Genomic DNA, 23788 nt, shown 5'->3' with positions numbered 1-23788 from the left:
ATACTCGCGGGAATGATATCTGGCGTCGACCAGCTACAGGTTCGGCAACGCGCTAGTCAAAGCCAACCCAAGGCCAACTGTTTCAGCGCATCGGTCGCGCGGCGAACAAGATCGCCCTGAGGGACATCTTCAGCTGCGAAAAGAGGCGCGCTCTGGACCAGGTCGTCGTTGCAAAAGACCTGCAATTCGGCGACCTGCTCACCGGCTTTGACCGGCGGCAGCAAGGGACCGACATAATGGATCTTGGCAGAGAGGCATTCGCGTGAGCCTCGCGGCAGATATAGCGCTATCTCGCCCTTGCCCACCAGACCGACGCTGCTGCTGGTGCCGCCATAGACATCTGCATAAGCAACCACCTGGCCTTCCTTATAAGCGGAGAAACGTTCAAAGGCGCGGGTGCCCCATGTCAGAAGCTTGCGGCCCTCCTCGGCACGTTCGCGCATGGAACCAAGGCCGTGAACGACAGCAACGAGGCGACGACCGCCCTGGGCCGTGGAAATGACGGCGCCATAGCCAGCGGCCTCGGTGTGGCCGGTCTTGAGACCGTCGACGCCAATGCCGACCTCGATCAGCGAATTGCGGTTGGCCTGCTTGATCCCGTTCCACTCCATCTCGGGCTCAGAGAAGTAGTGGTAGAATTCAGGGAATTCGCGAATGAGATAGCGGCCGAGATTGGCAAGATCGCGGGCCGTTGAATATTCGTCGGGATCAGGCAGACCTGTTGAGTTGACGAAATTCGAGCCTTCTAGACCGATCTGGCGGGCCAGCTGGTTCATCATGCCGGCAAAGGTCGCCTCATTCCCGGCAATGCCTTCGGCAAGGGCAATGGCGGCGTCGTTGCCGGACTGAATGATGACCGAGCGGATGAGATCTTCGACCGGAATCTGCGAATTGAGGTCGGCGAACATGGTCGAGCCACCCGAGGCAGCGCCGCCCGTGCGCCAGGCATTTTCGGAGATGAAGAACTGGTCGGTCAGCTTGATGCGGCCGGCGCGCAGTTCGTTGAAAACCACGGCAAGCGTCATGAGCTTGGTCATGCTGGCCGGCTCGAGGCGGGCGTCCGCATCCTTTTGGAAAATCACGGTGCCGGATTCATAATCCATCAGCACGGCGAAGCGAGCGGCCGTCTCAAAGGTTGCGGTCTGGGCGAAGGCGCCGACCGTGCCGAAGACTAAAACGAACAGGGCGAACAGCAGTCTCACGGGCAAAACCTTGCGTTGCGGCCGGACTGACCGAATTCGGCGCGGCGCTCCATCTCTCTTTAATAGAGAATTATGTCGCTTAGTCCAAGTTCTCGCGCCAAAGCGAGCGCATCATCCCTGGTGGCGCCGGGCTTGAGATAGCTGAGGGTGAGGCGGGTCGCGGGCTTGCCCTTGACCAATACCTGTTCTTCATCGACTGCGCCCAGGACAGCGAAGCGCTCGGCCAGAGCTATGGCATTGTGCTGATTTGAGAAAACGCCAAGACTGAGCTTGAAGGCGCGATGATCGGCGTCGACGCTCTGGGCCCAGGCTTGGAGATCAGGCGAACCGGAGGCCATCGAATTGACCGCATCAAAGGCTGTGCCAATGCCCGCATCGACTGCCTGGGGCGTCGTATCTGCATAAGAAAAGAGACCATTGAAGAAATTGGTCGTGATGCCGACAAGGCTGCGATCGCCGGCGCTGGCGACGCGGACATTACCGCTATCGAAATCGTTGGGGCCGGAATAGGAGGCAACCAACATGCGCGTGTCGTCGCCCTCAAGGGGCGCTTCGCCGACATATTCGACCTTCACATCGGTCGAACCATTGTTGACGTAGCCGAGCATCGAGGCCGCGCGATAGGACAGATCGATGATGCGACCCGGCATATAGGGGCCGCGATCGTTGACGCGGACGATCAACGACCGGCCATTGTCGACATTGGTGACGCGCACATAGGACGGGAGCGGCAGGGTGGGATGGGCCGCGGTGATGGCATTGGCGGAGAAGATTTCGCCATTGGCGGTGCGGCGGCCATGGAAATCGGAACCGTACCAGGAGGCTGTGCCGGACGCTTGATAGTTGGGATCGTGCTGCGGGACGTAGGTCTTGCCGCGTACGGTATAGGGCTGACCCACCTGGTAGCGCCCGCCACCGCGCGGCGGATTGGGATTATTGGTGACCCGCGGGGATACGGAGACGCCGAACTCTTTGGAGGTGAATGCACCGCGCTTGACCGTTGCGCCAAGACCGGCGCCACCGCCCATGCAGGCCGCTAAAGTGGGAGCGATCAACGCACAGAGTGCGACAGTGCGGATAAGGTGGCGCCAAGTGGTCGTCACGGTACTCTTTACTCAACACGCTTGCGTCAGGGCGGGACAGATTATGAACCGACCAGTGACAATTTTCCGCAAGTTGTCATGGCTGTGGTTTAGGTCGCGTTAATGCTGACGGAATCCCGTTCAAAGGGGAGGCTTTGGGGTGGCGCACGTTGCGCCACCCCGGATCGATCACGCCGCGCTGGCCGCGGATTGGCGGGCCAATTCGGTCAGCGCGATGGCTTCCACCATTTCATCGAGACGATCGAGCGCCTTGCGCAAATCCTCCACCGTGGCGCTGACCCCATAGGGCGAGCGGCGCCATTGCGGACTATTGGGAATGGCGTTGGAATCCGACAGCCAACGCGACAGCATCGCCCTCTTGCGGGCAATGGTCAGCTCGGGATCGGCGACGATTTCACGGGGGTGATGGTAGATCATCGGCAGGATTGGTGATGAGATCGAGGTTTGTCCTCATAGCTACATCCTCATTCAAGCGAACATAGGTACAAAGAGAAGCGTCAGTTCTCACGCCCAGCGCGTGGGCGACAGATAATTTGGGCGACAGGCAAAAGGTTTCAAGGGGCGTGCGGAAACGGCACGAGAGGCGTGTCGGCGCGGAGATAGAGCGGGTGTTTGGGGGAGCCGTCGGCATTGGTGCCGAAGCACCAGAGAGTAATGCCGTCGGCGCGGAGGGTGGCGACAAGTTCACGGCCGGCGGGGGCGAGCGCTTTATTGAGCTTACCATGGCAGAGGACGACGCGCTCTGCCCCGCTGGCGGCTTGGCGAATGGCGGGGAGATTGGCGGGCGAGACGGCGACGACGCCGGGCTGCAGCAGCGCCTTTGGGTCGGTTGCGCGATAGTCGCCGACATTGCATTTGACCATGGCGGAAAAACCTTCGCGGCGGGCGAAGGTCCATTCTCTGGCGCATGTGGGATCGTCGACGGTGGCATCGGCCGTGGAGGGGTTCATGCCGATGAAGACGATGTAGTTCTCAGGGAAGGTATCGCCGAGCCAGCGGCGCATGAGCTGGCGATAGCGGCCGTCGGGGCTCATGACGGCGTCGCCTTTCACCCCGGCGCCGAGGCGCAGGCGCACCTTTCCGCCGGGATCGTGGGCGCTGTCGCCGAGGTCTAGGCTCGTCTGGCTCATGCGGTGAGGTCGCTCGGGGGGACGAGACCGTTGATAAGCGAGGCGGTGGTGATGGTGTTGGCAAGGAGGCAGGCGATGGTCATGGGACCGACGCCACCGGGAACAGGAGTGATGGCGGAAGCGACTTCGGCGGCTTCGGCATAGGCGACGTCGCCGACGAGCTTGGTTTTGCCTTCGCCCTTTTCAGGCGCCGGGACGCGATTGATGCCGACGTCGATGACTACCGCGCCGGGTTTCAACCAATCTCCCCGAACCATTTCGGGACGGCCGACAGCGGCGACGACGATATCAGCCTGACGGACGACATCGGCGAGATTTTGCGTGTTGGAATGGGCGACGGTGACGGTGCAATTGTCGCGGAGCAGGAGCTGGGCCATCGGCTTTCCGACAAGATTGGAGCGGCCGAGGATGACGGCGTGCTTGCCGGTGAGGTCGCCGGCGAAATGATCGCGCAGCAGCATAAGGCAGCCGAGCGGGGTGCAGGAGACGGGGCCAGGCAGGCCGATCTGAACCTTGCCGACATTGGCCGGAGTGAAGCAATCGACATCCTTGGCCGGATCGATGGTTTCGATAACCTTGGTGGTGTCGATGTGGCCGGGGAGCGGAAGCTGGACAAGAATGCCGTGGACGGCTGGATGGGCATTGAGCTTTTCGACGAGCGCGAGGAGGTCGGCTTCCGAGGTGTCGGCGGGGAGCTCGTGCTTGAAGGAATTCATGCCGACCTCGGCGGTCTGCTTGGCCTTATTGGACACGTAGACCTGGCTGGCCGGATCTTCGCCGACAATGACCACTGCGAGGCCGGGGGTGATGCCATGTTCGGATTTGAGGCGCGCAACGTGACCGGTAATGGCGCCGCGCAGGTTCTCGGCGAACAGTTTTCCATCAATGATTTTTGCGGTCATGGCGGCCTCGTTTCGGCGGGGATGGAGGCGCGAGGCGGCGCGCCTCGCGTTTCGGCTTGGACATAAGGGATGGGGTGGCATCCGTCCATGGTTTTGCATTGCCCCCCCCCAGCTAGCCTCCCCCTGATAGGGGGAGGAACGCAGCGAGGGTGTTGGTGCATCGGTCGGAGACGACGACTAAAGCTTGATGTCGATTATCTCGAGGTCGTGGTTGCCGAGGGTTGCGATATCGCCGACGGATTTTCCGAGGAGGGACTGGGCGATCGGGGAGGCGTGGGAGACCGTGCCGGATTTGGGGTCGGCTTCGTCTTCTCCGACAATACGGTAGGTTTCTTCGCGGCCGTCGTCGCGGGTGAAAGTGACCTGGCTGCCGAAAGTGACCTTTGATGGGTCGGTCGGTGCGGCGATCAGCTGGGCGGAGCGGACGCGCTCGGTGAAATAGCGAAAGTCGCGGAGCGGCACGGCGGATTGGCGGCGGCGCTCGTTGATGTCTTCGATGGCGTTGGCGGCTTCGAGTGCTGCGCGGGCGGATTCGAGCTGGGTGTGGAGAGCCTTTAGGCCGGATTCGGTCACGAGGTTGAGGCCGGGTGGAATCGGGCGATCCGGAAGGACGGATTCGGCGGCGGTCTCGGCACTTTCTTCCTTGGTGAAGGCGACGCTCACGGCGATCTCCAATCAAACATTTGGACATTGCGCTTGCCACAGACAGAGCGCGATTGTCGACCGCCATAAGCCGACGACTGATTTGCCCGAGCCTGAAAAAGAAAGACCGCCCGGCACGAGTGCCGGACGGCCTTGGGGGACATAGCCCGCCGCGCTGTTGAGGGCTTGGGGGACATGCGGCTGACCATATCCTGCTCACCGGTGCATGGGTCGTTTGCGTCTCCAGTGAACTGAGGGGAAAGATGGTGGCCAAATGCGGCAAGAAAAGTACGGCTCACCGAAGTGTGAAAGAGGATACTCAACCTGCTCGCTCCGTTGAGAAGCTGTCATGCGGTGCCTATAGTGAGCGGCTAAAAGCGGCGCGAATCCAAGGCGCCGAGATGAGGATGTGCAATGACGACACTCACACCGCCCCGCCTTGAAACGCAAAGTTTCACCGATCCGGAAGCGGCCTGGGCGCGCATTGCCGAAATCTATCATCGCAATTGCGGTTTCATCCGCGACCACCTGCATGGGCTGGCGAAGGGAGAGGTGCCGGAAGGCCGGGTGCGCGCTTGCTATCCGCAGGTGGAAGTGCGCTCGACGAGCTATTCCAAGCACGAGAGTACCCTGCCCTATGGGTATCTTCATACGCCGGGCATCTACCGCACGACGGTGACGGCGCCGGACCTTTTCCGAACCTATTTCCAGGAACAGTTCACGGTGCTGCTGCGCAATCATGGCGGCACGATCGATGTTGGTGAGAGCGAGACGCCGATTCCGCTGCATTTCGCACTGCCGCCGCATGAGCATGTAGATGGGGCGGCGCTCAATGCGCTCGGTATTCCGCTGCGCGATGTGTTCGATGCGCCGGACCTGACCAATACGGACGACGAAATCGCCAATGGCACTTATGTGCCGCCGCGTGGTGGGCCCTACCCGCTTTCGGCCTTTACGGCGCCGCGCGTCGATTATTCGCTGTTCCGATTGGCGCACTACACCGGCACGGCTGCCGAGCATTTCCAGAATTTCGTGATCTTCACCAATTATCAGTTCTACATCGACGAATTTTGCCGAGTGGCGAAGGCGTGGATGAGCGAGAAGCACCCGCACTATCAGCGCTTCATCGAACCGGGGAACGTCGCGACCGACAATATGCTCACCGGAGGCGGCGTGACGGGCAATCCGCCACCGCGGGCGCCGCAAATGCCGGCCTATCACCTGGTGGGCGACCGCGGGCGCGGCATCACCATGGTCAATATCGGCGTAGGGCCGAGCAATGCGAAGACGATCACCGACCATATCGCAGTGCTTCGACCGCATGCCTGGATCATGCTAGGGCATTGCGCCGGGCTTAGGAACTCACAGGAGCTCGGTGATTATGTCTTGGCGCATGCGTATGTGCGTGAGGACCATGTGCTCGATGCCGATCTGCCGCTGACCGTTCCGGTGCCGGCGCTGGCCGAAGTGCAGGTGGCGCTGGAACAGGCGGTCGAGGAGATTACCCAGACGGAGGGGATCGAGACCAAGAAAATCATGCGCACGGGGACCGTGGCGACTTTCGATAATCGCAACTGGGAATTGCGCGACCAGACGGAGATCGTGCGGCAATTGAGCCAATCGCGCGCGGTGGCGCTCGATATGGAAAGCGCGACGATCGCGGCGAACGGGTTTCGGTTCAGAGTGCCCTATGGGACACTGCTCTGCGTATCCGACAAGCCGCTCCATGGCGAATTGAAGCTGCCGGGCATGGCGTCGGATTTTTATCGCACTCAGGTGAACAAGCATCTGCAGATCGGGCTGCGGGCTATGGAAATATTGCGGGATCAGCCTGCCGAGCGGCTGCATTCGCGGAAGCTAAGAAGCTTTGCAGAGACGGCGTTTCAGTAGGAGCCGTCTCAATCACGTCTTTGTTCGGATCCGGAACATAGCTTGGGTTAGTCCGTTGTTGATGCATAACACTTTCGATAGGAGCGAAAGATGCACAAGGACGAAGCTAAAGGCGTTGGTAATCAGATCAAGGGCGCAGTGAAGGAAGCGGCAGGCCGCGTCACTGGTAACGAGCGACTTGAAGCCGAAGGCAGGGCCGACAAGGCTGCTGGCAAGGTTCAGCAGAAGTCCGGCGAGTTCAAGGACAAGGCGCGGGACGCGCTGAAGCACTAAGGTCCACAGGACTGGTTGAAAAGGGGTCGCGGAAACGCGGCCCTTTTTGTTGGGCATTGCCCCCTCCTAGCCTCCCCCTGTTAGGGGGAGGGATTTGTTGGTGGTTGCCTGGCGATTGTGCGCGCTCGATGTGTCCCTCCCCCTCGCAGGGGGAGGTTAGGTGGGGGTCGTGACAAAAACAAAAAAAAGCCCGGCGTTTCCGCCGGGCTTTTTTCATTTCAAGAAACCGATCAGCGGCCTTTGACGACCGAGTAGCCGGCGTATTTGGCGGAGCCGCCAAGCTGTTCTTCGATGCGGATCAGCTGGTTGTACTTGGCCATACGGTCGGAGCGGCTGAGGGAACCGGTCTTGATCTGGCCGCAGTTGAGCGCGACGGCGAGGTCGGCGATGGTCGAGTCTTCGGTTTCGCCCGAGCGGTGCGACATGACTGAGGTGTAGCTGGCGCGGTGCGCGGTATCGACGGCGTCGAGGGTTTCCGAGAGCGAACCGATCTGGTTGACCTTGACGAGGATCGAATTCGCGACGCCCATCTTGATGCCCGACACGAGGCGCTGGGTGTTGGTGACGAAGAGATCGTCGCCGACGAGCTGCACCTTCTTGCCGATGGCGTCGGTGAGGGCCTTCCAGCCATCCCAGTCGTCTTCGGCCATGCCGTCTTCGATGGTGATGATCGGGTAACGGGCGGCGAGATCGGCGAGGAAGGCGACGTTTTCTTCGGAGGTGAGCGACTTGCCTTCGCCGACCATCTCGTACTTGCCGTTCTTGTAGTACTCGGTGGCGGCGCAATCGAGGCCGAGGAACACGTCCTCGCCGGGCTTGTAACCGGCCTTTTCGATCGAGCGCATGATGAAGCCGAGGGCCTCATCGGCCGAGCCGAGGTTCGGCGCGAAACCGCCTTCGTCGCCCACATTGGTGTTGTGGCCTTCGGCGGAGAGGTTCTTCTTCAGCGTATGGAAGATTTCCGAACCGATGCGGACGGCGTCGGCGATCGAGGTCGCGCCGGCGGGCAGGATCATGAATTCCTGCATGTCGATCGGATTGTCGGCATGCTCGCCGCCATTGATGATGTTCATCATCGGCACGGGAAGAACGTGGGCGTTCGGGCCGCCGATATAACGGTAGAGCGGCAGTTCGCTCGATTCAGCGGCGGCCTTGGCGACGGCGAGCGAGACGCCAAGAATGGCGTTGGCGCCGAGCTTGCCTTTGTTGGAGGTGCCGTCGAGTTCGATCATGGCCTGGTCGATGCCGAGCTGATCGAGAGCATCCATGCCCTGGATTTCATCGAAGATGACGGTGTTGACGTTTTCGACCGCCTGAGTGACGCCCTTGCCATTGTAGGTCTTGCCGCCATCGCGCAGTTCGACGGCTTCATGCGCGCCGGTCGAGGCGCCGGAGGGCACAGCGGCGCGGCCGAAGCTGCCGTCATCCAGAACCACATCGACTTCGACTGTGGGATTGCCGCGGCTATCGTAAACCTGGCGACCCTGGACATGGATGATGGATGACATGGAAATTCCCTTCGGGGCAGTTTTCGCGGTGTGGAGCCTGTCTAGACGCGCCGTGTGACAGAGGAAAGAGGGGCGCGCAAAAATACTGGCGCGTCAGGCTTTGATCTTGCCGTTGGCGATGAGCCAGCCGAGGGCGTCTTCAACGGCGGCGAGGGAGGAGCGTGGGGCGTAGCCGAGGAGGCGCTTGCCCTTTTCGATAGAGCAATTGGGGCTGCGGGCGATGTGTTCCCATGTGGCGGCGGCGCTTTGTTCGGTCTGGCGCGATTTCCAATCATCCCAAGGAGCGAAAGCGAGGTTGGGCTGATGGCCGAAATACCGATACATCGCGCTGGCGTAGTGACGCAGCGTCAGGGCGCCAGGGGAGACGGCGTGAAAGGCCTCACCGACCGAGGCGTTCCAATTGGTCATGGCCAGGATCAGCAGCGCGGCAATGTCGTCGGCGTGGATATGGTGGATGGTTTCCATGCCGAAATTGGGTAGTTCGAGCGTTTCGCCGCGGGCGATGGTTTCGAAGGTGGCGAGATCGAAGTGGCCGGCGGGATTGAGCGGCGCCCAGCCCTGCCCCACGATGTGGCCGGGATGAATGATGGTCGCGGGGAAGACTTCGCGGCGGGCGAGATCGAGCAGATAGGCTTCGATCGCGGCTTTCTGGATGCCATAGTCGCCGAAGGGGCGCTTGGTTACGTCTTCGGGGGTTGGGACGACCTCGGAATGGCCGTGGGTCCAGATGGTGCCGATGTGAAGGAAATGCTGGACCGTGCCCTTTAGGGCCTCGGTGAGTTGGCGGGCGCTGTCGAGAGTGAAGCAGATATTGTCGATGACCACATCGCCTTGGAGATTGGCGATGGTCGAGCCAAAGCTGCCTTGGCGCTCCAGGGTGTCGCGATCGAGGGTGATGTTTTCGACTTCCGACCAGGCTGGGTCGGGCAGATAGGGCTTTGAGGTGCCGCGCGTGACGGCGACGACTTCATGGCCCAAACGCACGAGGCGTGGGACGAGATAGGTTCCGATATGGCCAGTGGCCCCTATGACGACGACGCGTGCCATGATGGAAAATCCTCCCGCCGATTTGGCCGGCACGGTCCTAGCATAAGGAACGGCCATGGCCAAACCGGCAAGCGGTCTAGCTGGCACCGTCTAGTCGGCCGTCTGGCGAATGAAGCCGAAGGCGACGAGGGTGATGACGGCGGCGAGGATCATGTAAAAGCCGACGGTGTGGAGGCCATAGGTGCTGGCGAGCCAGGAGGCGATGTAGGGCGCGAAGCTGGCGCCGAAAATGCCGCCGAGATTGAAGGTGAGCGAGGCGCCGGTGTAGCGGACGGCGGTGGGGAATGGCGCGGCGAGAGCAGTGCCGAGCGGGCCATAGGTCATGCCCATAAGCGCAAAGCCGATGCAGAGGAAGCCGAGGACGCCATAGACATTGCCCGAGCCGAGAAGCGGCGCGAGGATGAGGCCGAAAATGCCGATGCCGATGGACACGCCGATCATGACCGGGCGCATGCCGAAGCGATCGGCAAGGACGGCGGCGATGGGAATGAAGGCGCCGAAGAAGAGGACGCCAACCATCTGCAGGATGAGGAATTCCTCGCGGCTATATTTGAGCGTTCCCGTGCCATAGCTCAGCGAAAACACCGTCATGATGTAAAACAGCACAAAGGTGGCGAGCGCGGCCATGGTACCGAGGACGAGGCTGAGCTTGTGGCTCTTGAAGACGTCGAGGAAGGGGACTTCGACGCGCTCGGATTTGGCGATGGCCTTGGCGAATTCCGGGGTTTCGGTGATCTTGAGGCGGATGAAGAGGCCGAAGATCACCAACGCGGCGCTGGCGAGGAACGGCACGCGCCAGCCCCAGGCCATGAAGGCTTCATCGCCGAGGAAATGGGCGAGGACAAGGAAAATAGTGGTCGCGAAGAAAAAGCCGACCGGCGCGCCCAATTGCGGGAACATGCCATACCAGGCGCGCTTGCCCTCGGGGGCATTTTCGGTGGCGAGGAGAACGGCACCGCCCCATTCACCGCCAAGACCAAGCCCCTGCCCCAAACGGCAGAGCGCGAGCAAGAGCGGCGCGAAAATGCCGATCTGGCCATAGGTCGGCAGGACGCCGATCAGGACGGTGGAAATGCCCATGGTGAGAAGCGCGGCGACGAGGGTCGCCTTGCGGCCGACCTTATCGCCAAAATGGCCGAAGAAGGCGGCGCCGATGGGACGGGCGAGGAAGGCAATGGCGAAGGTGGCGAGCGAAGAGAGCAGCGCTGAATTGGTATCGGTCGAGGGGAAGAAGAGCTGCGGGAAAACGATCACCGCGGCGGTCGCATAAATGTAGAAGTCGAAAAATTCGATCGTGGTGCCGATCATGCTCGCGGCAAGGACGCGGCGGGCAGAATTCCGCGGCAGGGCAGCCGTGGACGTTTGCATATCGATGGTCATGGTGTTCCGGGGTGTTCTTCAATCAGGCTATGAGCCAGCGCGCCTCCATCCCCGAACGACCGCGATGGTGCTCGTTGGCTGCGGCAGTACCGCAGGGTACGGTTGCGCGCAAGGATTTTTGCCTTCGGCATCACGGGGATTTGGGGCAGCGAGGCCGGCGCTCCCCAACTTTTGCCTCAAGTGCAAGAAAACACTGGCGCATGACCCTTATTCGCCCTGCCCTCCTCGCCGCCGCATTTCTCTTTCCTCTCTCTGCTTTTGGCCAGGAGGTGGACCTCGCCCCAATTCTTGAAGATGCCGAGACGCTGGAGCCGCTCGAGACGGTGTTGGTGGCGGTGGATGGCGAAGTAATCGCCGAACGCGGCTATGCTGGGAACAGCGTGGACGATCCGACCAATATCAAATCGGCGAGCAAAACTGTGGTTTCGGCGCTGGTCGGGATTGCGATCGACACGGGTTTGATCGAGGGCGTCGACCAGAAGATTGCCGATTTTCTCAGCGATGATTTCCCCGAGGATGCGGACCCGCGTCTGAATGACGTGACGGTGGGCAATCTGCTTTCGATGCAGGCGGGACTCGCGCCGACCTCGGGGCCGAATTATGGGCGCTGGGTTGCGAGCCGGAACTGGGTGCGCGCGGCGCTGGACCAGCCATTCGAGACCGATCCGGGCGGACGGATGCTTTATTCGACGGGATCGACGCATTTGCTTTCCGCCATCCTGACCAAGGCGGGCGGCGAATCGAGCCTGGCGCTGGCGCGGGAGTGGTTTGGCTCGGTGGATGATTTTGGGATTGGCGGCTGGGAGCGGGATCCGCAGGGGATCTATCTCGGCGGCAACCAGATGGCGATGAGCCCGCGGAGCCTGCTGGCGTTTGGCGAGGTATACAGGACGGGTGGGCTGGCGCCGGATGGGTCGCGCGTTTTAAGTGCAGATTGGGTGGAGCAATCCTGGACGGCACGGACCAGTTCCCGGTTTACCGGGGACGGTTATGGCTATGGGTGGTTCCTGCGCGAAATCGGCGGCGAGGACGTGCGCTATGCCTGGGGCTATGGCGGGCAGATGCTCTATATCGTGCCGAGCCTCGATTTGACCGTGGTGATGACGTCCGACGAGAATTCGCCTTCGGCCGGCAACGGGCATCGCGATGCGCTGCATGCGCTGTTGGGGGAGATTATTGAGGCAGTGCGGGGTGAGGAGCAGAAGGGTTAAGGTTCAGGCCCGGCGTTGCCTTGACACAAAATCACCCCATCCGGTCTTCGGCCACCCCGGATCAAGTCCCGGGCAGGCTCGTCTCTCCCATGGGGAGAAGAATAAAGTGAACGCGCCAAGCGTTCAGTCTTCGCGCTTGTGACTGTCGAGTTTTTTGTCAGCGAGCAGCTTTTCGGCGGCGGACTTTTGTTTTTCGGCTTTGGTGCGGCCGAACTTGATGCGGTTGGCTTCGGCCGCCGCTTCTTTTTCGGTGCGGGCCTTGGCCTTGCGGGCGCTGCGGAGATTGATGATTTCAGCCATTGATCCTCTCCGAATTCTCGACCACTGGAATGGTCATACCGGGGCTGCCCGGCAGTACAGACGGGCTCGATAGACCACCGGGACGAGCCCGGTGGTGACGATGGCCGAAGATGCGGCGCTCGAACTGCCAGTTCAAGCGGCTTCCGCAAGATAGTTTAAACGAGCCTGCTCTGATCCATCGCGGCGGCGATGAAGCTCGTGAACAGGGGATGTGGTTCGAACGGCTTGGATTTCAGTTCGGGGTGGAACTGGACGCCGATGAACCATGGGTGGTCGGTGCGTTCGACGATTTCGGGCAGCTTGCCGTCGGGCGAGACGCCGGAGAACAGGAGACCGTTCTTTTCGAGGAGTTTGCGATAGTCCATGTTCACCTCGTAGCGGTGACGATGGCGCTCGGAGATGCGGGTCGAGCCGTAGATGTCGGCAACGCGGGAGCCGCGCGTGAGTTGGGCGGGGTAAGCGCCGAGGCGCAGGGTGCCGCCGAGATTGCCGGAGGCATCGCGGGTCTCGGTGTCGTTGCCCTTGACCCATTCGGTCATCATGCCAACGATCGGTTCCTTGGTCGGGCCGAACTCGGTGGAAGAAGCATTCTTGATGCCGGCCGTATTGCGGGCTGCCTCGATGCAGGCCATCTGCATGCCGAAGCAGATGCCGAAATAAGGCACGTCCTTAACGCGGGCGAAGCGTGCCGCTTCGATCTTGCCGGCTGAGCCGCGCTCACCAAAACCGCCGGGCACGAGGATGCCATGGACATGTTCCAGGTATGGCGCCGGGTCGTCGCGCTCGAACACTTCCGAGTCGATCCACTGCAAGTTCACCTTGACCTTGTTGGCGATGCCGCCATGAGTCAGGGCTTCGGACAGCGACTTATAAGCGTCCTTGAGGCCGGTATATTTGCCGACGATGGCGATATTCACTTCGCCTTCCGGGTTGTGATAGCGGCGGGAGACTTCGTCCCAAGCGGACATATCGGGCTCGGGCGCGTCAGTGATGCCGAGGGCGGCAAGGATTTCGCGGTCGAGGCCTTCGTTATGATAGGCGAGCGGCACATCGTAGATCGAGGCGACGTCGAGGCCCTGAATCACGGCGGATTCACGCACGTTGCAGAAAAGCGAGAGCTTCTTCTTTTCGCCTTCTGGAATCGGACGATCGCAGCGGACGAGCAGGACGTCCGGAGCGATACCGATGGAGCGGAGCTCCTTGACGGAGTGCTGGGTCGGCTTGGTCTTCAGCTCACCGGCCGATGGAATATAGGGCATCAGGGTGAGGTGGAGATAGCAGGTGTGGTTGCGCGGCAGATCGTTGCCAAGCTGGCGGATGGCCTCGAAGAATGGCAGGGCCTCGATGTCGCCGACGGTGCCACCGATTTCGACGAGCACGAAATCGTAGTCCTCATTGCCTTCGAGCACGAAATTCTTGATCGAGTCGGTGACGTGCGGAATGACCTGCACGGTGGCGCCGAGAAACTCGCCCTTGCGCTCCTTGGCCAGGAGGTCGGAATAGATCCGGCCCGAGGTAATGTTGTCGCGCTTGTTGGCCGCACGGCCCGTGAAGCGCTCATAGTGGCCGAGGTCGAGATCGGTCTCGGCACCATCGTCGGTCACGAAGACCTCGCCGTGCTGAGTGGGCGACATCGTGCCTGGGTCCACGTTGAGATAGGGGTCGAGCTTTCTCAGGCGGACCTTATAGCCACGCGCCTGCAGCACAGCGCCGAGCGCCGCTGAAGCCAAACCTTTGCCAAGGGAGGAAACCACGCCTCCGGTGATGAAAACGTACCGAGCCATGGGCGATCACCATAAGCACATCAAAAACGATTCGCAGAGACGCTGCATGCGCTCCACACAAAAAGAAGAAGGGGATGTTTCCATCCCCTTTTTCGGCTTCGCCTTTCGGCGTCTTAGTTGCCGGTCGTTGGAGCCGGCTGCTGATTTTCGGTCGCGGGGGCCGCGCTCGGGGTCGTCGTTTCGGACGGTGCCTCGGGCGTTGCCGGAGCGGACGGGACAGGCAGGTCGCTGGTCGATTCCGGAGTCGTCGCTGCCGGTGCCGTGGTGGCAGGAGCAGCGGGTGTAGTCGTCGTCGACGGCGCCGGAGTCGAGGTTGCGGGGGTCTGGGCGTCGGCCGGAACCGGAAGATCGGAAGTCGTATCGCCCTGGAGGGCGTTCAGCGCGTCGAGAACGTTGGACGGCTGGGCGCCATCTTCGGTGGTCGTTGCACGATCGAGAATGCTCGAGGTGCCGCGATCGAGTTCGCTGAGGACCGTAAGGCCAATGGCCGTGGCGAAAAACAGGGTTGCCAGAATTGCCGTCGTGCGAGTCAGCAGGTTTGCCGAGCCACGCGCCGTCATCAGGCCACCACCGCCACCACCACCGATGCCAAGCGCGCCACCTTCGGAGCGCTGGACGAGGATGACGGCAATCAGCGCCACAACGATCAGCAGATAGACAACAATAAGGACGTTCGCCATGAGGTCTTGGTCTTCGCGTCAGTCATAAAAGATGCGGCGTCATACACGCCTAAAACGGCAAAGGCCAGAGCGTTGCCGCGAAATTCGCGACAACAGCTCGGCTAATGCGAATGCCGTTCGGCTATACGGCGGAGATAATGGTGTAAAAGTCTTTTGCCAAGAGGCTGGCGCCGCCAACGAGGCCGCCATTGACGTTATCAATGGCAAGAATCTCACGCGCATTAAGAGGCTTCATCGAGCCACCATAAAGAATGCGGATCGAATTGCCCTTTTCCTCACCGAACCGTTCGACAAGCGCCTGGCGGATGCTCGCATGCATCTTGGCTATATCGTCATTGCTCGGGGTGCGACCGGTGCCGATAGCCCAGACGGGTTCATAGGCAACGATGACTTCGTGCTGGCTTGCCGCATCGGGGATAGATCCGGCGAGCTGGCCGGCTACGACGGCTTCAGCGCGACCGGCGTCGCGCTCTTCTTCTGTTTCGCCAACACAGATGATTGGCTTGAGGCCGGCGCCCATGGCCGCCTCTGCCTTTGCGCGCACCAAGTCGTCGGTTTCGCGATGGCTGGCTCGACGCTCGGAGTGTCCAAGGATGACAAACTGGGCGCCGGCATCGGCCAGCATATAGGCGGAAATATCGCCCGTGTGCGCGCCGGAGGCTTCTGTATGGCAATCCTGGCCACCGGCCATGATGCCGCTCGAGGCGCCTTGAGCGGCGACGGCGGAAAGAAGAGTGGCGGGTGGGCAGACCACGACTACGGCTCGTGGCGCCTCACCGGTGGTCAGCAATTGGGCCAGTTCAGTCAACTCCTCGAGCGACTGTGAAAGCCCGTTCATCTTCCAGTTTCCGGCGATCAGCGGTGAGATGGTCGTCAATCTTGCTACTCCTGCCTCTTGCGCCAAAGTGGGCTTTGCCCTAACCCCGGCAGTCGGTATGTCTTCTAGTCTCAGGCGAACCTTGCGGTAAAGCCTCAGGCCCAAAACGGAACGCTCGAAATGCTCGATGGTTTGCGAGGCTTTGCAAAATCCTGGCCCGGGAAGATCATGGGAGCGTTTCTGCTCGTTGGTATAGCCGGCTTTGGCATCAACAATGTGATCACCGATCTGGGAAGCAATACCGTTGCGCGCGTGGGCGATCAGGAAATCACCTCGCGTGAATTCCTGCGCGCATACCAGAGCCAGACGAGCCGGCTTGCCCAGCAGCTCGGGCGCGTGCCGACGGTCGCCGAAGCCGAATCCATGGGCCTGCCGACCTTCGTGCTGCTCAACCTTTCCGAAGGCGAGGCGATGAACGTGCTCGCCAATCAAATGGGGCTGGGTGTATCCGAGGATAAGCTGAGCCAGATGTTGCGGACCGATCCGTCGTTCCAGGGGACGCTCGGCAATTTCGATCCGTCCGTGTTCGACCAGGTATTGCAGGCCAGCGGCTGGACAGAAGCGGAATATTTCCAGACGCGCGGCGAGGAAGCCAAGCGCGAGCAGCTGATGGGCACGCTCTTTGCCGAAAGCCCCCTGCCCGATGTCGCCAAGACACTCATCAACGATTATGTCGGCACCCAGCGAACGATCGACTATATCACGCTGACCGACGCCAATATCGAAACGCCCGCTGCGCCGACAGAAGAAGAGCTCGCTGCCTATCTGACCGAGCACCAGGCCGAATTCCGGACCGTCGAAACGCGCAAGGTTCAGGTTCTGGACCTGTCCCTGGCTTCGCTCGCGGCAAGCAAGACTTTTACCGACGAAGAGATCTCCGCTGAATATGAGCGGATCAAGGATACGCTGACGACACCGGAAAAGCGGACGATCCAGCAGGTGGTGCTGAATGCCGAGCAGCAGGCAGCATTCGAAGCCGGGGTTGCGGCGGGCAAAGATTTTGCCACGCTCCTCACCGAAACCGGCCTCACCGCGACCGAAGTTGGCACGCTGACGCGGGCGCAAGTGACGGATACGGCGCTGGCCAATGCGGCTTTTGCACTGCCAGAGGGTGGCACGACGATCATCGACGGCGTCGCCGGCAAGCGGGCCGTCCACGTCTCGGCTATCGAAGCCACCGGCCAGCCTACACTCGAAGAAGCACGCCAGCAGATCGTCACCGCACTCGGCACTGCGCAGGCGCGCACCGAAATCAACGACGTGCTCGACCAGATCGAAGAGCTACGCGCCGCGTTCCGGCCGCTCTCGGAAATCGCCCAGCGGTTCGGCCTGCAGCTTTACGAAGCCGACGTGACCGCCGGCGGAAATCAGCTCGATGTGGTGCCGAACCTGCAGCCGGAAGACCGCACCAAGATCAGCCAGGCAATCTTCAAGGCGACCGAGGGCCAGCTGACGCCATCGATCCCGCTGACGGGCAATGCCCATGTGTTCTTCGATCTGCTCGATGTGGCGGAGGCACGTGACCAGACGCTCGACGAAGTGCGCACCGAAGTGACGACCGCGATGACGACGGAACGCACGAACAATGCGCTGCTTGCCAAGAGTGAGGAAATCGTCGCCCAGCTCGACAGCGGCACTCCGCTCGCCGATGTTGCAATGTCGCTCAACCTCTTCCCGCAGATTTCGCCGCCGTTCTCGCGCTTCGGCTCGGATGACGGCTCGATCGACAATGTGGTGGCGCAAGCGGCATTCAATGGCGGGCCGGAGCATCACGGCTCGGTCGTGAGCGGTTCCGGCGACTACATGGTCTATCAGGTCGTCGACAATACCGTGCCGACGGAACCGCTTGAAACGGCAGCAGCTGACAACCTCCAGGGCGAAGCGCAGCAAGGGCTCTATAGCGATTTTGTCGGTGCCATACGCGACGATGTGGGCCTCAAGATCAACCAGCAGGCGCTGCAGCAACTGCTCACTCTCAACTTCGGCCAATAAAGGCCTCACCCACCAACGGAACGGACCACGATGGGCGACGATTTTTCCACGCGTTTTGCAGAGCAATACCAAGCCGGCAAATCGCAGATCGTCTGGCGTCGTATCGTGGCCGATCTTGAAACGCCGATCGGCACGTATCTCAAGCTCGCCGAGGGGCGGACGCATTCGTTTTTGCTCGAAAGCGTGCAGGATGGCACGGTGCGCGGGCGCTATTCGATCATCGGGCTGCTTCCGGACCTGATCGTGAGGGTCGAGGACGGAGCGGCCAAGGTTAATCGGCAGGCCCAGCTTGATGCCAATGCTTTCGAGGCGATGAGCGAGAAGCCGCTCGACGCACTGCGAACGCTGGTAGCGGAGAGCCAGATCGAGGTCCCGGCGGGACTGCCACCGCAATCGGCGGGGATCTATGGCTATCTCGGCTATGAGATGGTCCGCTACATGGAGGCGTTGCCCAACGGCAATCCGGACGACCTGCATACCCCGGAAGCGGTGTTAATGCGTCCGTCTCTGTTGGCGATCTTTGATACGGTCAAGGACGAGCTCTACCTGACGGCGCCCGTCTATGTGCGGGACGGGGTTTCGGCGCGGCAGGCGCTGGAGGCGGCGGAGGCGCGGATCGACGATGCGATTGAGCGCCTCGGACGGACGCTGCCGGCAACCCCGGCCCTCGTCAATCTCGAATCCATTGCGGTGACCAGCAATACCTCGCGCGAAGAATATTTCGAGATGGTAGCGCGGGCCAAAGACTATATCGCGGCTGGCGATATTTTCCAGGTGGTGTTGAGCCAGCGCTTTTCGGCCGACTTTACCTTGCCGCCAACGGCGCTTTACCGGGCGCTGCGCCGGACCAATCCGAGCCCCTATATGTATTTCCTCGATTTCGGCGACTTTGCCGTGGCGGGGTCGAGCCCGGAAATCCTGGTCCGGGTGCAGAACGGGGAGGTTACAATCCGCCCCATTGCAGGAACGCGAAAACGTGGGGCGACGCCGACGCGGGATCAGGAACTGGCGGCGGAGCTCTTGAGCGACCCCAAGGAACTGGCCGAGCATCTGATGCTGCTGGATTTGGGCCGAAATGACGTCGGTCGGGTGGCTGAGACCGGTTCGGTGAAGGTGACCGACAAGTTCTTCCTCGAATATTATAGCCACGTGATGCACATCGTCTCGAACGTGGTCGGCAAGCTCGATCCGCAATATGACTTTGTCGATGCGCTTTCGGCCGGGTTTCCGGCGGGGACGGTTTCGGGTGCGCCGAAGGTGCGGGCGATGGAGATCATCGACGAACTCGAAAAATCGCGGCGCGGGATTTATGGCGGTTGCGTGGGGTATTTTGGCGCCGATGGCACCATGGATACCTGCATCGTCTTGCGCACAGGGATCGTCAAGGACGGCAAGCTTTATGTGCAGTCGGGCGCCGGAATCGTCGCCGACAGTGTGCGCGAACTCGAACAGCTCGAATGCGAGAACAAGGCGCGTGCCCTTTTCAGCGCGGCAGAAGAAGCGCTACGCTATGCCGGCGAAGCGGGAGTGGGACAGTGAGCGTGCGTGCGAAATTATTGCGATGGCGGGGTTGGTTCTGAACGCTTTCACCAGAACCGAACTCTTGAGGACAGGCCAAAAGAATGACCAAAACCCTCGTCATCGATAACTACGACAGCTTTACGTATAATCTCGTCCACTTCCTGGGCGAACTGGGTGCCGACATTACCGTGCGCCGCAATGATAAGATCACCCTTGATGAAATTGCTGCCATGGCGCCGGAGGCGATTGTGCTGTCGCCTGGGCCGTGCACGCCGACCGAGGCAGGGATTTGCCTCGCGGTGATCGATCGGTTCAAGGCGCAGACGCCGATGCTGGGCGTTTGCCTCGGGCATCAGGCCATGGGCCAGGCAATGGGCGGCGACGTGATCCGCGCGCCGCATCTGGTGCATGGCAAGACGAGCAAGATCAATCATACCGGCAAGGGTATTTTCCGCGGGCTAAACGCCGGCTTTGAGGCGACGCGCTATCACTCGCTGATCGTCAAGCAAGAGACGCTGCCGGATGTGCTCGAAGTGACGGCCACCACCGATGATGGCTTGATCATGGGCATGCAGCACAAGACGCTGCCGATGCATGGAGTGCAGTTTCACCCCGAAAGCATTGCCAGCGAGAATGGGCATGCGCTCCTGCAGAACTTTTTGAACATCGCCCGCGACTTCAACGGTCGGAGGGCTGCGTGATGGATATCAAGCAGGCGCTGCATAAAATATCCGAAGGACGTGACTTGGCGGGCGAGGAAATGCGCTCGGTGATGCGGCTGATCATGGATGGTCAGGCGACGCCGGCGCAGACAGGCGCCTTCCTCATGGGGATGCGCATCAAGGGTGAGAGCGTGGGCGAGATCGCCGCGGCAGTGTCGATCATGCGCGAGAAGATGGTGCCGGTCGATGCGCCGGAGGAGGCGATCGATATCGTCGGGACTGGCGGAGATGGCATCGGGACGCTGAATATTTCGACGGCGGCGTCTTTTGTCGTGGCGGCAACAGGTGTGCCGGTCGCCAAGCATGGCAATCGCGCCCTGTCGTCAAAGTCTGGCTCATCGCAGGCGCTCGAGGCGCTTGGGGTGAAGCTCGATCTGACGCCGGCGCAGATTGGCGAATGCGTGCGGCAGGCCGGAATCGGTTTCATGTTCGCGCCATCGCATCACCCGGCTATGAAGCATGTGGGCCCTGCCCGCGCCGAGCTTGGCGTGCGGACAATGTTCAATCTCTTGGGGCCGCAATCCAACCCTGCGAGCGTCCGGCGCTATGTGCTCGGGGTCTATTCCGAGCAATGGGTCGAGCCGGTAGCGGCGGCGCTTTTGGCCAATCGGGCGATCAAGGCCTGGGTTATGCATGGCAGCGATGGGCTCGATGAGCTTACGGTGACGGGTCCGAGCTTTGTGGCGCAGATTGCTAATGGCGACCTGCGCAGCTTTGAAATCACGCCGGAGCAGGCAGGGCTGGAGCGCCACGAGCTCAAGGACATTTTGGGTGGGACGCCGGACGAAAACGCCACGGCGATCCACGCGCTCTTTGATGGCGCGACGGGCGCTTATCGCGATATCGTGCTGCTTAATGCGGCGGCAGCGCTGATCGTCGCCGACAAGGCGGATGATCTCAAGCAAGGCGTTGCCATTGCCCGCGAGGCGATCGATTCCGGCGCCGCAAAACAGACCTTGGCCAAGCTGGTGGCCGTTTCGAACGGACAGGTTGCATGACCGACATTCTCAAGCAAATCGAAGCCTATAAGCGCGAGGAAATCGCGGCGGCAAAGTCGATGCGGCCTTGGGCCGAGGTCGTGGCGCAGGCGCATGACCAGCCGGCACCGCGCGGCTTTTTGCGGGCGCTGAAGGACAAGCGGGCGCAGGGGCACTATGGGCTGATCGCCGAGGTGAAGAAGGCGAGCCCCTCAAAGGGTCTCATCCGTGCCGATTTCAATCCGGCGCAGATTGCGCGGGACTATGAGACGGCAGGCGCGGCTTGCCTGTCGGTACTGACGGACCGGCCGAGTTTTCAGGGCTCGCCGAGTTATCTCATCGAAGCGCGGGCGGCGACCCGGCTGCCGGTGCTGCGTAAGGATTTTTTGTTTGAAACCTATCAGGTGGCGGAAGCGCGCTCCTGGGGGGCGGACTGTATTCTGATCATCATGGCTGCGGTCGACGATGACGTCGCTCGCTATCTGCTCGATTCGGCGGCCGAATGGGGCATGGATGCTCTGGTTGAAGTGCACGACCAGCTTGAGCTGGATCGGGCGCTGGCGTTGGACGCAAAATTTATCGGCATCAATAACCGCAATCTCAGGACGTTCGAAACGACGCTTGAGACTTCGGTGACGCTGTCGGCTGGTGTGCCGGGCAATGTGACGCTGGTGAGCGAGAGCGGTATCGTCAACCATGAGCATGTGCGCATGCTGGAGGACCGGGCCGGGATCGGCCATTTTCTCGTCGGCGAAAGCCTCATGCGGCAGGACGATGTGGTTGCGGCGACACGTGCGCTGATGATGGGCGCGCCGGAGACCGTGCGCTGATGGCCGAGCGGCGGCTGACCCATCTCGATGCCAAGGGTGAGGCGCATATCGTCGATATCGGCGAGAAGGCGATCACGCGGCGGCGGGCGGTGGCGCAGGCGCGGCTAAGTGGCGAGGCCGAGACGATCGCGTCCATTTTGGGCGGTGGGCTCAAGAAGGGCGATGCGCTGGCTGTGGCACGCGTCGCCGGGATCATGGGCGCCAAGAAAACCAGCGATATCATCCCGCTTTGCCATCCGATTCCGCTGACGAAGGTGAGCGTCGAGATCGAGGGTGAGAGCGAGACAACCATTCTCATTCGCACCGTGGCCGAGACGACCGGGCAGACCGGTGTCGAGATGGAAGCACTGACGGCGGCGACGACCGCAGCGTTGACGCTCTATGACATGGCAAAAGCGCTTGATCGGGCCATGGTGATTTCAGATGTTTGCCTGAATGAAAAATCAGGCGGGAAATCGGGCGATTATCGAAGAGAATCATGAACTTGCTTCCAGTCGATGAAGCTTTGAATCGCATTCTGGCACGTGTGCCTGATGTGGTCTGCGAACGTGTTGCACTATCGGATGCTGCCGGGCGGGTATTGGCGGAACCGGTGGTGGCGAGCCATAATCAGCCGCCGTTCAACGCCAGCGCCATGGATGGCTATGCCATGCGGGCCGCCGATGTGGCCGAGGGAACGTGGCTCGAAGTGATCGGCATGTCGCAGGCGGGTGCGGGCTTTGCGGGCGCGGTGGGCGAAGGCCAGGCAGTGCGGATTTTTACCGGGGCGCCGCTGCCTGAGGGCGCTGACACCGTCATCATGCAGGAAGAGGCGGAGCGAAATGGGGATCTCGTTCGGTTCACGACCCCTGCCCGGCTTGGGCACAGTGTCAGGCCGCGCGGTTATGATTTTGCCGTTGGAGATATGATCCTCGAGCGCGGGACGCGGCTGGGGGCGTTTCAGTTGGCGGTCGCGGCAGCGGCCAATACCGGGACTGTTAAGGTTGCCAAGCGGCCGAAGGTAGCTCTGTTGGCGACGGGAGATGAGCTGGTCATGCCGGGGACCCCGCTGGGGCCGGATCAGATCGTCGCGTCGAACAGCGTTGGGCTCGCCGCATCGCTAGCGCCGTTCGCCGAAACCGTGACGGATTTCGGAATTGCGCGGGACAGCCGCGAAAATCTCGATGCCGTGCTACGCGAGATTTTCGCCAGTGAGCCGGATGTGGTCGTGACCACAGGCGGTGCGAGCGTTGGCGAGCATGATCTGGTGCAGGCTGCGCTCGTTGATCACGGCGTGACGCTCGATTTCTGGCGGATCAATATGCGGCCGGGCAAGCCGCTGATGTTCGGGACGCGGGGCAAGACGCTGGTGTTCGGACTGCCGGGCAATCCTGTTTCGGCTCTGGTGACGGCGGAGATTCTCCTGAAGCCGGCGCTGCGACATTGGCTGGGGCTTGAGCCGGTTGAGCCGCTGCGGCTGCCGCTATTGGGGCCGACGCCGCCCAATACGGCGCGGCGGCATTTTATGCGAGCGCGGATCGTTATGCTTGACGGCATGACCGGACTGCTGCCGATCAGTGAGACAGATAGCGGGCATACGTCGTCGCTGGCCGCGGCGGATGCGCTGATCGTGCAACCGGGGCATGATCCGGGGCAGACGACGGGCACGGTGGTTTCGGCGTTGCCGATCGGGCTTGGATAAAGTTTAGGCCTCATCGTATCACACCCCCGGGCCATCATCCCGGGTGGGCCGAGATCCCTCCTTACATCTCAAGATGGGCCCCGGCCTGCGCCGGGGTGACAATCGGGGGTGAGTAATTTCAGTGACACTGGCGATA

Annotated in this window: 23 protein-coding genes; 10 read left to right on the top strand and 13 right to left on the bottom strand. The window is 61.4% G+C overall.

Going from position 1 to position 23788, the window contains the following annotated elements; translation table 11 throughout:
* Positions 1-56 precede the first annotated feature (56 nt).
* From VW35_RS12660 to greA, 6 genes are all read right to left on the bottom strand, one after another.
* The gene (locus VW35_RS12660; protein ID WP_244465898.1) at positions 57-1202 is read right to left on the bottom strand and encodes a D-alanyl-D-alanine carboxypeptidase family protein; all 1146 of its coding nucleotides are present in this window, start codon (positions 1200-1202) and stop codon (positions 57-59) included.
* A 59-nt stretch (positions 1203-1261) separates the two neighbouring features.
* Positions 1262-2305, bottom strand: coding sequence for a septal ring lytic transglycosylase RlpA family protein (locus VW35_RS22165; RefSeq protein WP_342017196.1), 1044 nt, complete (start codon positions 2303-2305; stop codon positions 1262-1264).
* Positions 2306-2473: 168 nt separating this feature from the next.
* A complete protein-coding gene (locus VW35_RS12650; RefSeq protein WP_052951702.1) occupies positions 2474-2722 on the bottom strand; it encodes a hypothetical protein in 249 nt (82 codons plus the stop codon).
* A gap of 137 nt (positions 2723-2859) precedes the next feature.
* Positions 2860-3435, bottom strand: coding sequence for a DUF1643 domain-containing protein (locus VW35_RS12645; RefSeq protein ID WP_052951701.1), 576 nt, complete (start codon positions 3433-3435; stop codon positions 2860-2862).
* Positions 3432-4337 (bottom strand): bifunctional methylenetetrahydrofolate dehydrogenase/methenyltetrahydrofolate cyclohydrolase FolD, encoded by a 906-nt coding sequence (gene folD, locus VW35_RS12640; protein WP_046143433.1) that lies wholly within the window; start codon positions 4335-4337, stop codon positions 3432-3434. The genes VW35_RS12645 and folD overlap by 4 nt, the downstream gene beginning before the upstream one ends.
* A gap of 177 nt (positions 4338-4514) precedes the next feature.
* Entirely contained in the window at positions 4515-5000 is a 486-nt protein-coding gene (gene greA, locus VW35_RS12635) for a transcription elongation factor GreA (protein WP_046143594.1), read from the bottom strand.
* Positions 5001-5393: 393 nt separating this feature from the next.
* On the opposite strand from greA, the gene VW35_RS12630 reads away from it, so the two are divergent.
* Positions 5394-6869: an AMP nucleosidase gene (locus tag VW35_RS12630; RefSeq protein WP_046143432.1), complete on the top strand. Its 1476-nt coding sequence runs from the start codon at positions 5394-5396 to the stop codon at positions 6867-6869.
* Positions 6870-6959: 90 nt separating this feature from the next.
* On the top strand, positions 6960-7142 hold the full coding sequence (locus tag VW35_RS12625) for a CsbD family protein (protein WP_046143431.1): 183 nt from the start codon (positions 6960-6962) through the stop codon (positions 7140-7142).
* Positions 7143-7372: 230 nt separating this feature from the next.
* On the opposite strand, the gene eno is transcribed toward VW35_RS12625, so the two are convergent.
* From eno to VW35_RS12610, 3 genes are all read right to left on the bottom strand, one after another.
* On the bottom strand, positions 7373-8650 hold the full coding sequence (eno, locus tag VW35_RS12620) for a phosphopyruvate hydratase (protein WP_046143430.1): 1278 nt from the start codon (positions 8648-8650) through the stop codon (positions 7373-7375).
* Positions 8651-8743: 93 nt separating this feature from the next.
* Positions 8744-9697: an NAD-dependent epimerase/dehydratase family protein gene (locus tag VW35_RS12615; protein WP_046143593.1), complete on the bottom strand. Its 954-nt coding sequence runs from the start codon at positions 9695-9697 to the stop codon at positions 8744-8746.
* A gap of 90 nt (positions 9698-9787) precedes the next feature.
* On the bottom strand, positions 9788-11077 hold the full coding sequence (locus VW35_RS12610; protein ID WP_425283773.1) for an MFS transporter: 1290 nt from the start codon (positions 11075-11077) through the stop codon (positions 9788-9790).
* Between the two features lie 200 nt (positions 11078-11277).
* Between VW35_RS12610 and VW35_RS12605 the strand changes: the two genes are divergently transcribed.
* A complete protein-coding gene (locus VW35_RS12605; protein WP_046143429.1) occupies positions 11278-12288 on the top strand; it encodes a serine hydrolase domain-containing protein in 1011 nt (336 codons plus the stop codon).
* Positions 12289-12411: 123 nt separating this feature from the next.
* Here the strand turns inward: VW35_RS12605 and VW35_RS21015 are convergent, their stop codons facing one another.
* The 4 genes from VW35_RS21015 to tpiA all read right to left on the bottom strand — a co-directional run bounded on the left by VW35_RS21015 (position 12412) and on the right by tpiA (position 15929).
* The gene (locus tag VW35_RS21015) at positions 12412-12588 is read right to left on the bottom strand and encodes a DUF4169 family protein (RefSeq protein WP_083982747.1); all 177 of its coding nucleotides are present in this window, start codon (positions 12586-12588) and stop codon (positions 12412-12414) included.
* A gap of 155 nt (positions 12589-12743) precedes the next feature.
* Positions 12744-14372: a CTP synthase gene (locus tag VW35_RS12600; RefSeq protein ID WP_046143428.1), complete on the bottom strand. Its 1629-nt coding sequence runs from the start codon at positions 14370-14372 to the stop codon at positions 12744-12746.
* 113 nt (positions 14373-14485) lie between these two features.
* On the bottom strand, positions 14486-15052 hold the full coding sequence (gene secG, locus VW35_RS12595) for a preprotein translocase subunit SecG (protein WP_046143427.1): 567 nt from the start codon (positions 15050-15052) through the stop codon (positions 14486-14488).
* Between the two features lie 121 nt (positions 15053-15173).
* The gene (tpiA, locus tag VW35_RS12590) at positions 15174-15929 is read right to left on the bottom strand and encodes a triose-phosphate isomerase (protein ID WP_046143426.1); all 756 of its coding nucleotides are present in this window, start codon (positions 15927-15929) and stop codon (positions 15174-15176) included.
* Between the two features lie 120 nt (positions 15930-16049).
* Here tpiA and VW35_RS12585 point away from each other — a divergent pair, with 120 nt between their 5' ends.
* From VW35_RS12585 to VW35_RS12555, 7 genes are all read left to right on the top strand, one after another.
* On the top strand, positions 16050-17921 hold the full coding sequence (locus VW35_RS12585) for a peptidylprolyl isomerase (RefSeq protein ID WP_083982745.1): 1872 nt from the start codon (positions 16050-16052) through the stop codon (positions 17919-17921).
* A 30-nt stretch (positions 17922-17951) separates the two neighbouring features.
* Entirely contained in the window at positions 17952-19460 is a 1509-nt protein-coding gene (gene trpE, locus VW35_RS12580) for an anthranilate synthase component I (RefSeq protein ID WP_046143424.1), read from the top strand.
* A gap of 83 nt (positions 19461-19543) precedes the next feature.
* The gene (locus tag VW35_RS12575) at positions 19544-20143 is read left to right on the top strand and encodes an anthranilate synthase component II (protein ID WP_046143423.1); all 600 of its coding nucleotides are present in this window, start codon (positions 19544-19546) and stop codon (positions 20141-20143) included.
* Positions 20140-21162 carry an anthranilate phosphoribosyltransferase gene (gene trpD, locus VW35_RS12570; RefSeq protein WP_046143422.1) on the top strand — a complete coding sequence of 341 codons (1023 nt, stop codon included), beginning with the start codon at positions 20140-20142 and terminating at the stop codon, positions 21160-21162. The genes VW35_RS12575 and trpD overlap by 4 nt, the downstream gene beginning before the upstream one ends.
* Entirely contained in the window at positions 21159-21971 is an 813-nt protein-coding gene (gene trpC, locus VW35_RS12565; protein ID WP_046143421.1) for an indole-3-glycerol phosphate synthase TrpC, read from the top strand. The genes trpD and trpC overlap by 4 nt, the downstream gene beginning before the upstream one ends.
* Entirely contained in the window at positions 21971-22453 is a 483-nt protein-coding gene (moaC, locus tag VW35_RS12560; RefSeq protein ID WP_046143420.1) for a cyclic pyranopterin monophosphate synthase MoaC, read from the top strand. Before trpC ends, moaC begins: the two co-directional genes overlap by 1 nt.
* Complete coding sequence (locus VW35_RS12555; RefSeq protein WP_046143419.1) at positions 22450-23652, top strand: molybdopterin molybdotransferase MoeA; 1203 nt, start codon at positions 22450-22452, stop codon at positions 23650-23652. The genes moaC and VW35_RS12555 overlap by 4 nt, the downstream gene beginning before the upstream one ends.
* The last annotated feature ends 136 nt before the right edge of the window (positions 23653-23788 follow it).

The organism is Devosia soli (genome assembly GCF_000970455.1).
In the GTDB taxonomy this organism is placed as follows: domain Bacteria; phylum Pseudomonadota; class Alphaproteobacteria; order Rhizobiales; family Devosiaceae; genus Devosia; species Devosia soli.
The sequence above is the reverse complement of the archived record's forward strand: the minus strand, read 5'-3'. Positions and strand labels throughout refer to the sequence as shown.

What these genes read in the sequence shown, in the direction of transcription:
- trpC (WP_046143421.1), top strand. Translation starts at nt 21,159, where the DNA reads ATGACCGACATTCTCAAGCAAATCGAAGCCTATAAGCGCGAGGAAATC.
- VW35_RS12575 (WP_046143423.1), top strand. Translation starts at nt 19,544, where the DNA reads ATGACCAAAACCCTCGTCATCGATAACTACGACAGCTTTACGTATAAT.
- VW35_RS12645 (WP_052951701.1), bottom strand. Translation starts at nt 3,435, where the DNA reads ATGAGCCAGACGAGCCTAGACCTCGGCGACAGCGCCCACGATCCCGGC.
- VW35_RS12630 (WP_046143432.1), top strand. Translation starts at nt 5,394, where the DNA reads ATGACGACACTCACACCGCCCCGCCTTGAAACGCAAAGTTTCACCGAT.
- VW35_RS12625 (WP_046143431.1), top strand. Translation starts at nt 6,960, where the DNA reads ATGCACAAGGACGAAGCTAAAGGCGTTGGTAATCAGATCAAGGGCGCA.
- secG (WP_046143427.1), bottom strand. Translation starts at nt 15,052, where the DNA reads ATGGCGAACGTCCTTATTGTTGTCTATCTGCTGATCGTTGTGGCGCTG.
- trpE (WP_046143424.1), top strand. Translation starts at nt 17,952, where the DNA reads ATGGGCGACGATTTTTCCACGCGTTTTGCAGAGCAATACCAAGCCGGC.
- folD (WP_046143433.1), bottom strand. Translation starts at nt 4,337, where the DNA reads ATGACCGCAAAAATCATTGATGGAAAACTGTTCGCCGAGAACCTGCGC.
- VW35_RS12605 (WP_046143429.1), top strand. Translation starts at nt 11,278, where the DNA reads ATGACCCTTATTCGCCCTGCCCTCCTCGCCGCCGCATTTCTCTTTCCT.
- moaC (WP_046143420.1), top strand. Translation starts at nt 21,971, where the DNA reads ATGGCCGAGCGGCGGCTGACCCATCTCGATGCCAAGGGTGAGGCGCAT.
- eno (WP_046143430.1), bottom strand. Translation starts at nt 8,650, where the DNA reads ATGTCATCCATCATCCATGTCCAGGGTCGCCAGGTTTACGATAGCCGC.
- VW35_RS21015 (WP_083982747.1), bottom strand. Translation starts at nt 12,588, where the DNA reads ATGGCTGAAATCATCAATCTCCGCAGCGCCCGCAAGGCCAAGGCCCGC.
- VW35_RS12610 (WP_425283773.1), bottom strand. Translation starts at nt 11,077, where the DNA reads ATGACCATCGATATGCAAACGTCCACGGCTGCCCTGCCGCGGAATTCT.
- VW35_RS12650 (WP_052951702.1), bottom strand. Translation starts at nt 2,722, where the DNA reads ATGATCTACCATCACCCCCGTGAAATCGTCGCCGATCCCGAGCTGACC.
- VW35_RS12600 (WP_046143428.1), bottom strand. Translation starts at nt 14,372, where the DNA reads ATGGCTCGGTACGTTTTCATCACCGGAGGCGTGGTTTCCTCCCTTGGC.
- VW35_RS12555 (WP_046143419.1), top strand. Translation starts at nt 22,450, where the DNA reads ATGAACTTGCTTCCAGTCGATGAAGCTTTGAATCGCATTCTGGCACGT.
- VW35_RS12615 (WP_046143593.1), bottom strand. Translation starts at nt 9,697, where the DNA reads ATGGCACGCGTCGTCGTCATAGGGGCCACTGGCCATATCGGAACCTAT.
- VW35_RS12585 (WP_083982745.1), top strand. Translation starts at nt 16,050, where the DNA reads ATGCTCGATGGTTTGCGAGGCTTTGCAAAATCCTGGCCCGGGAAGATC.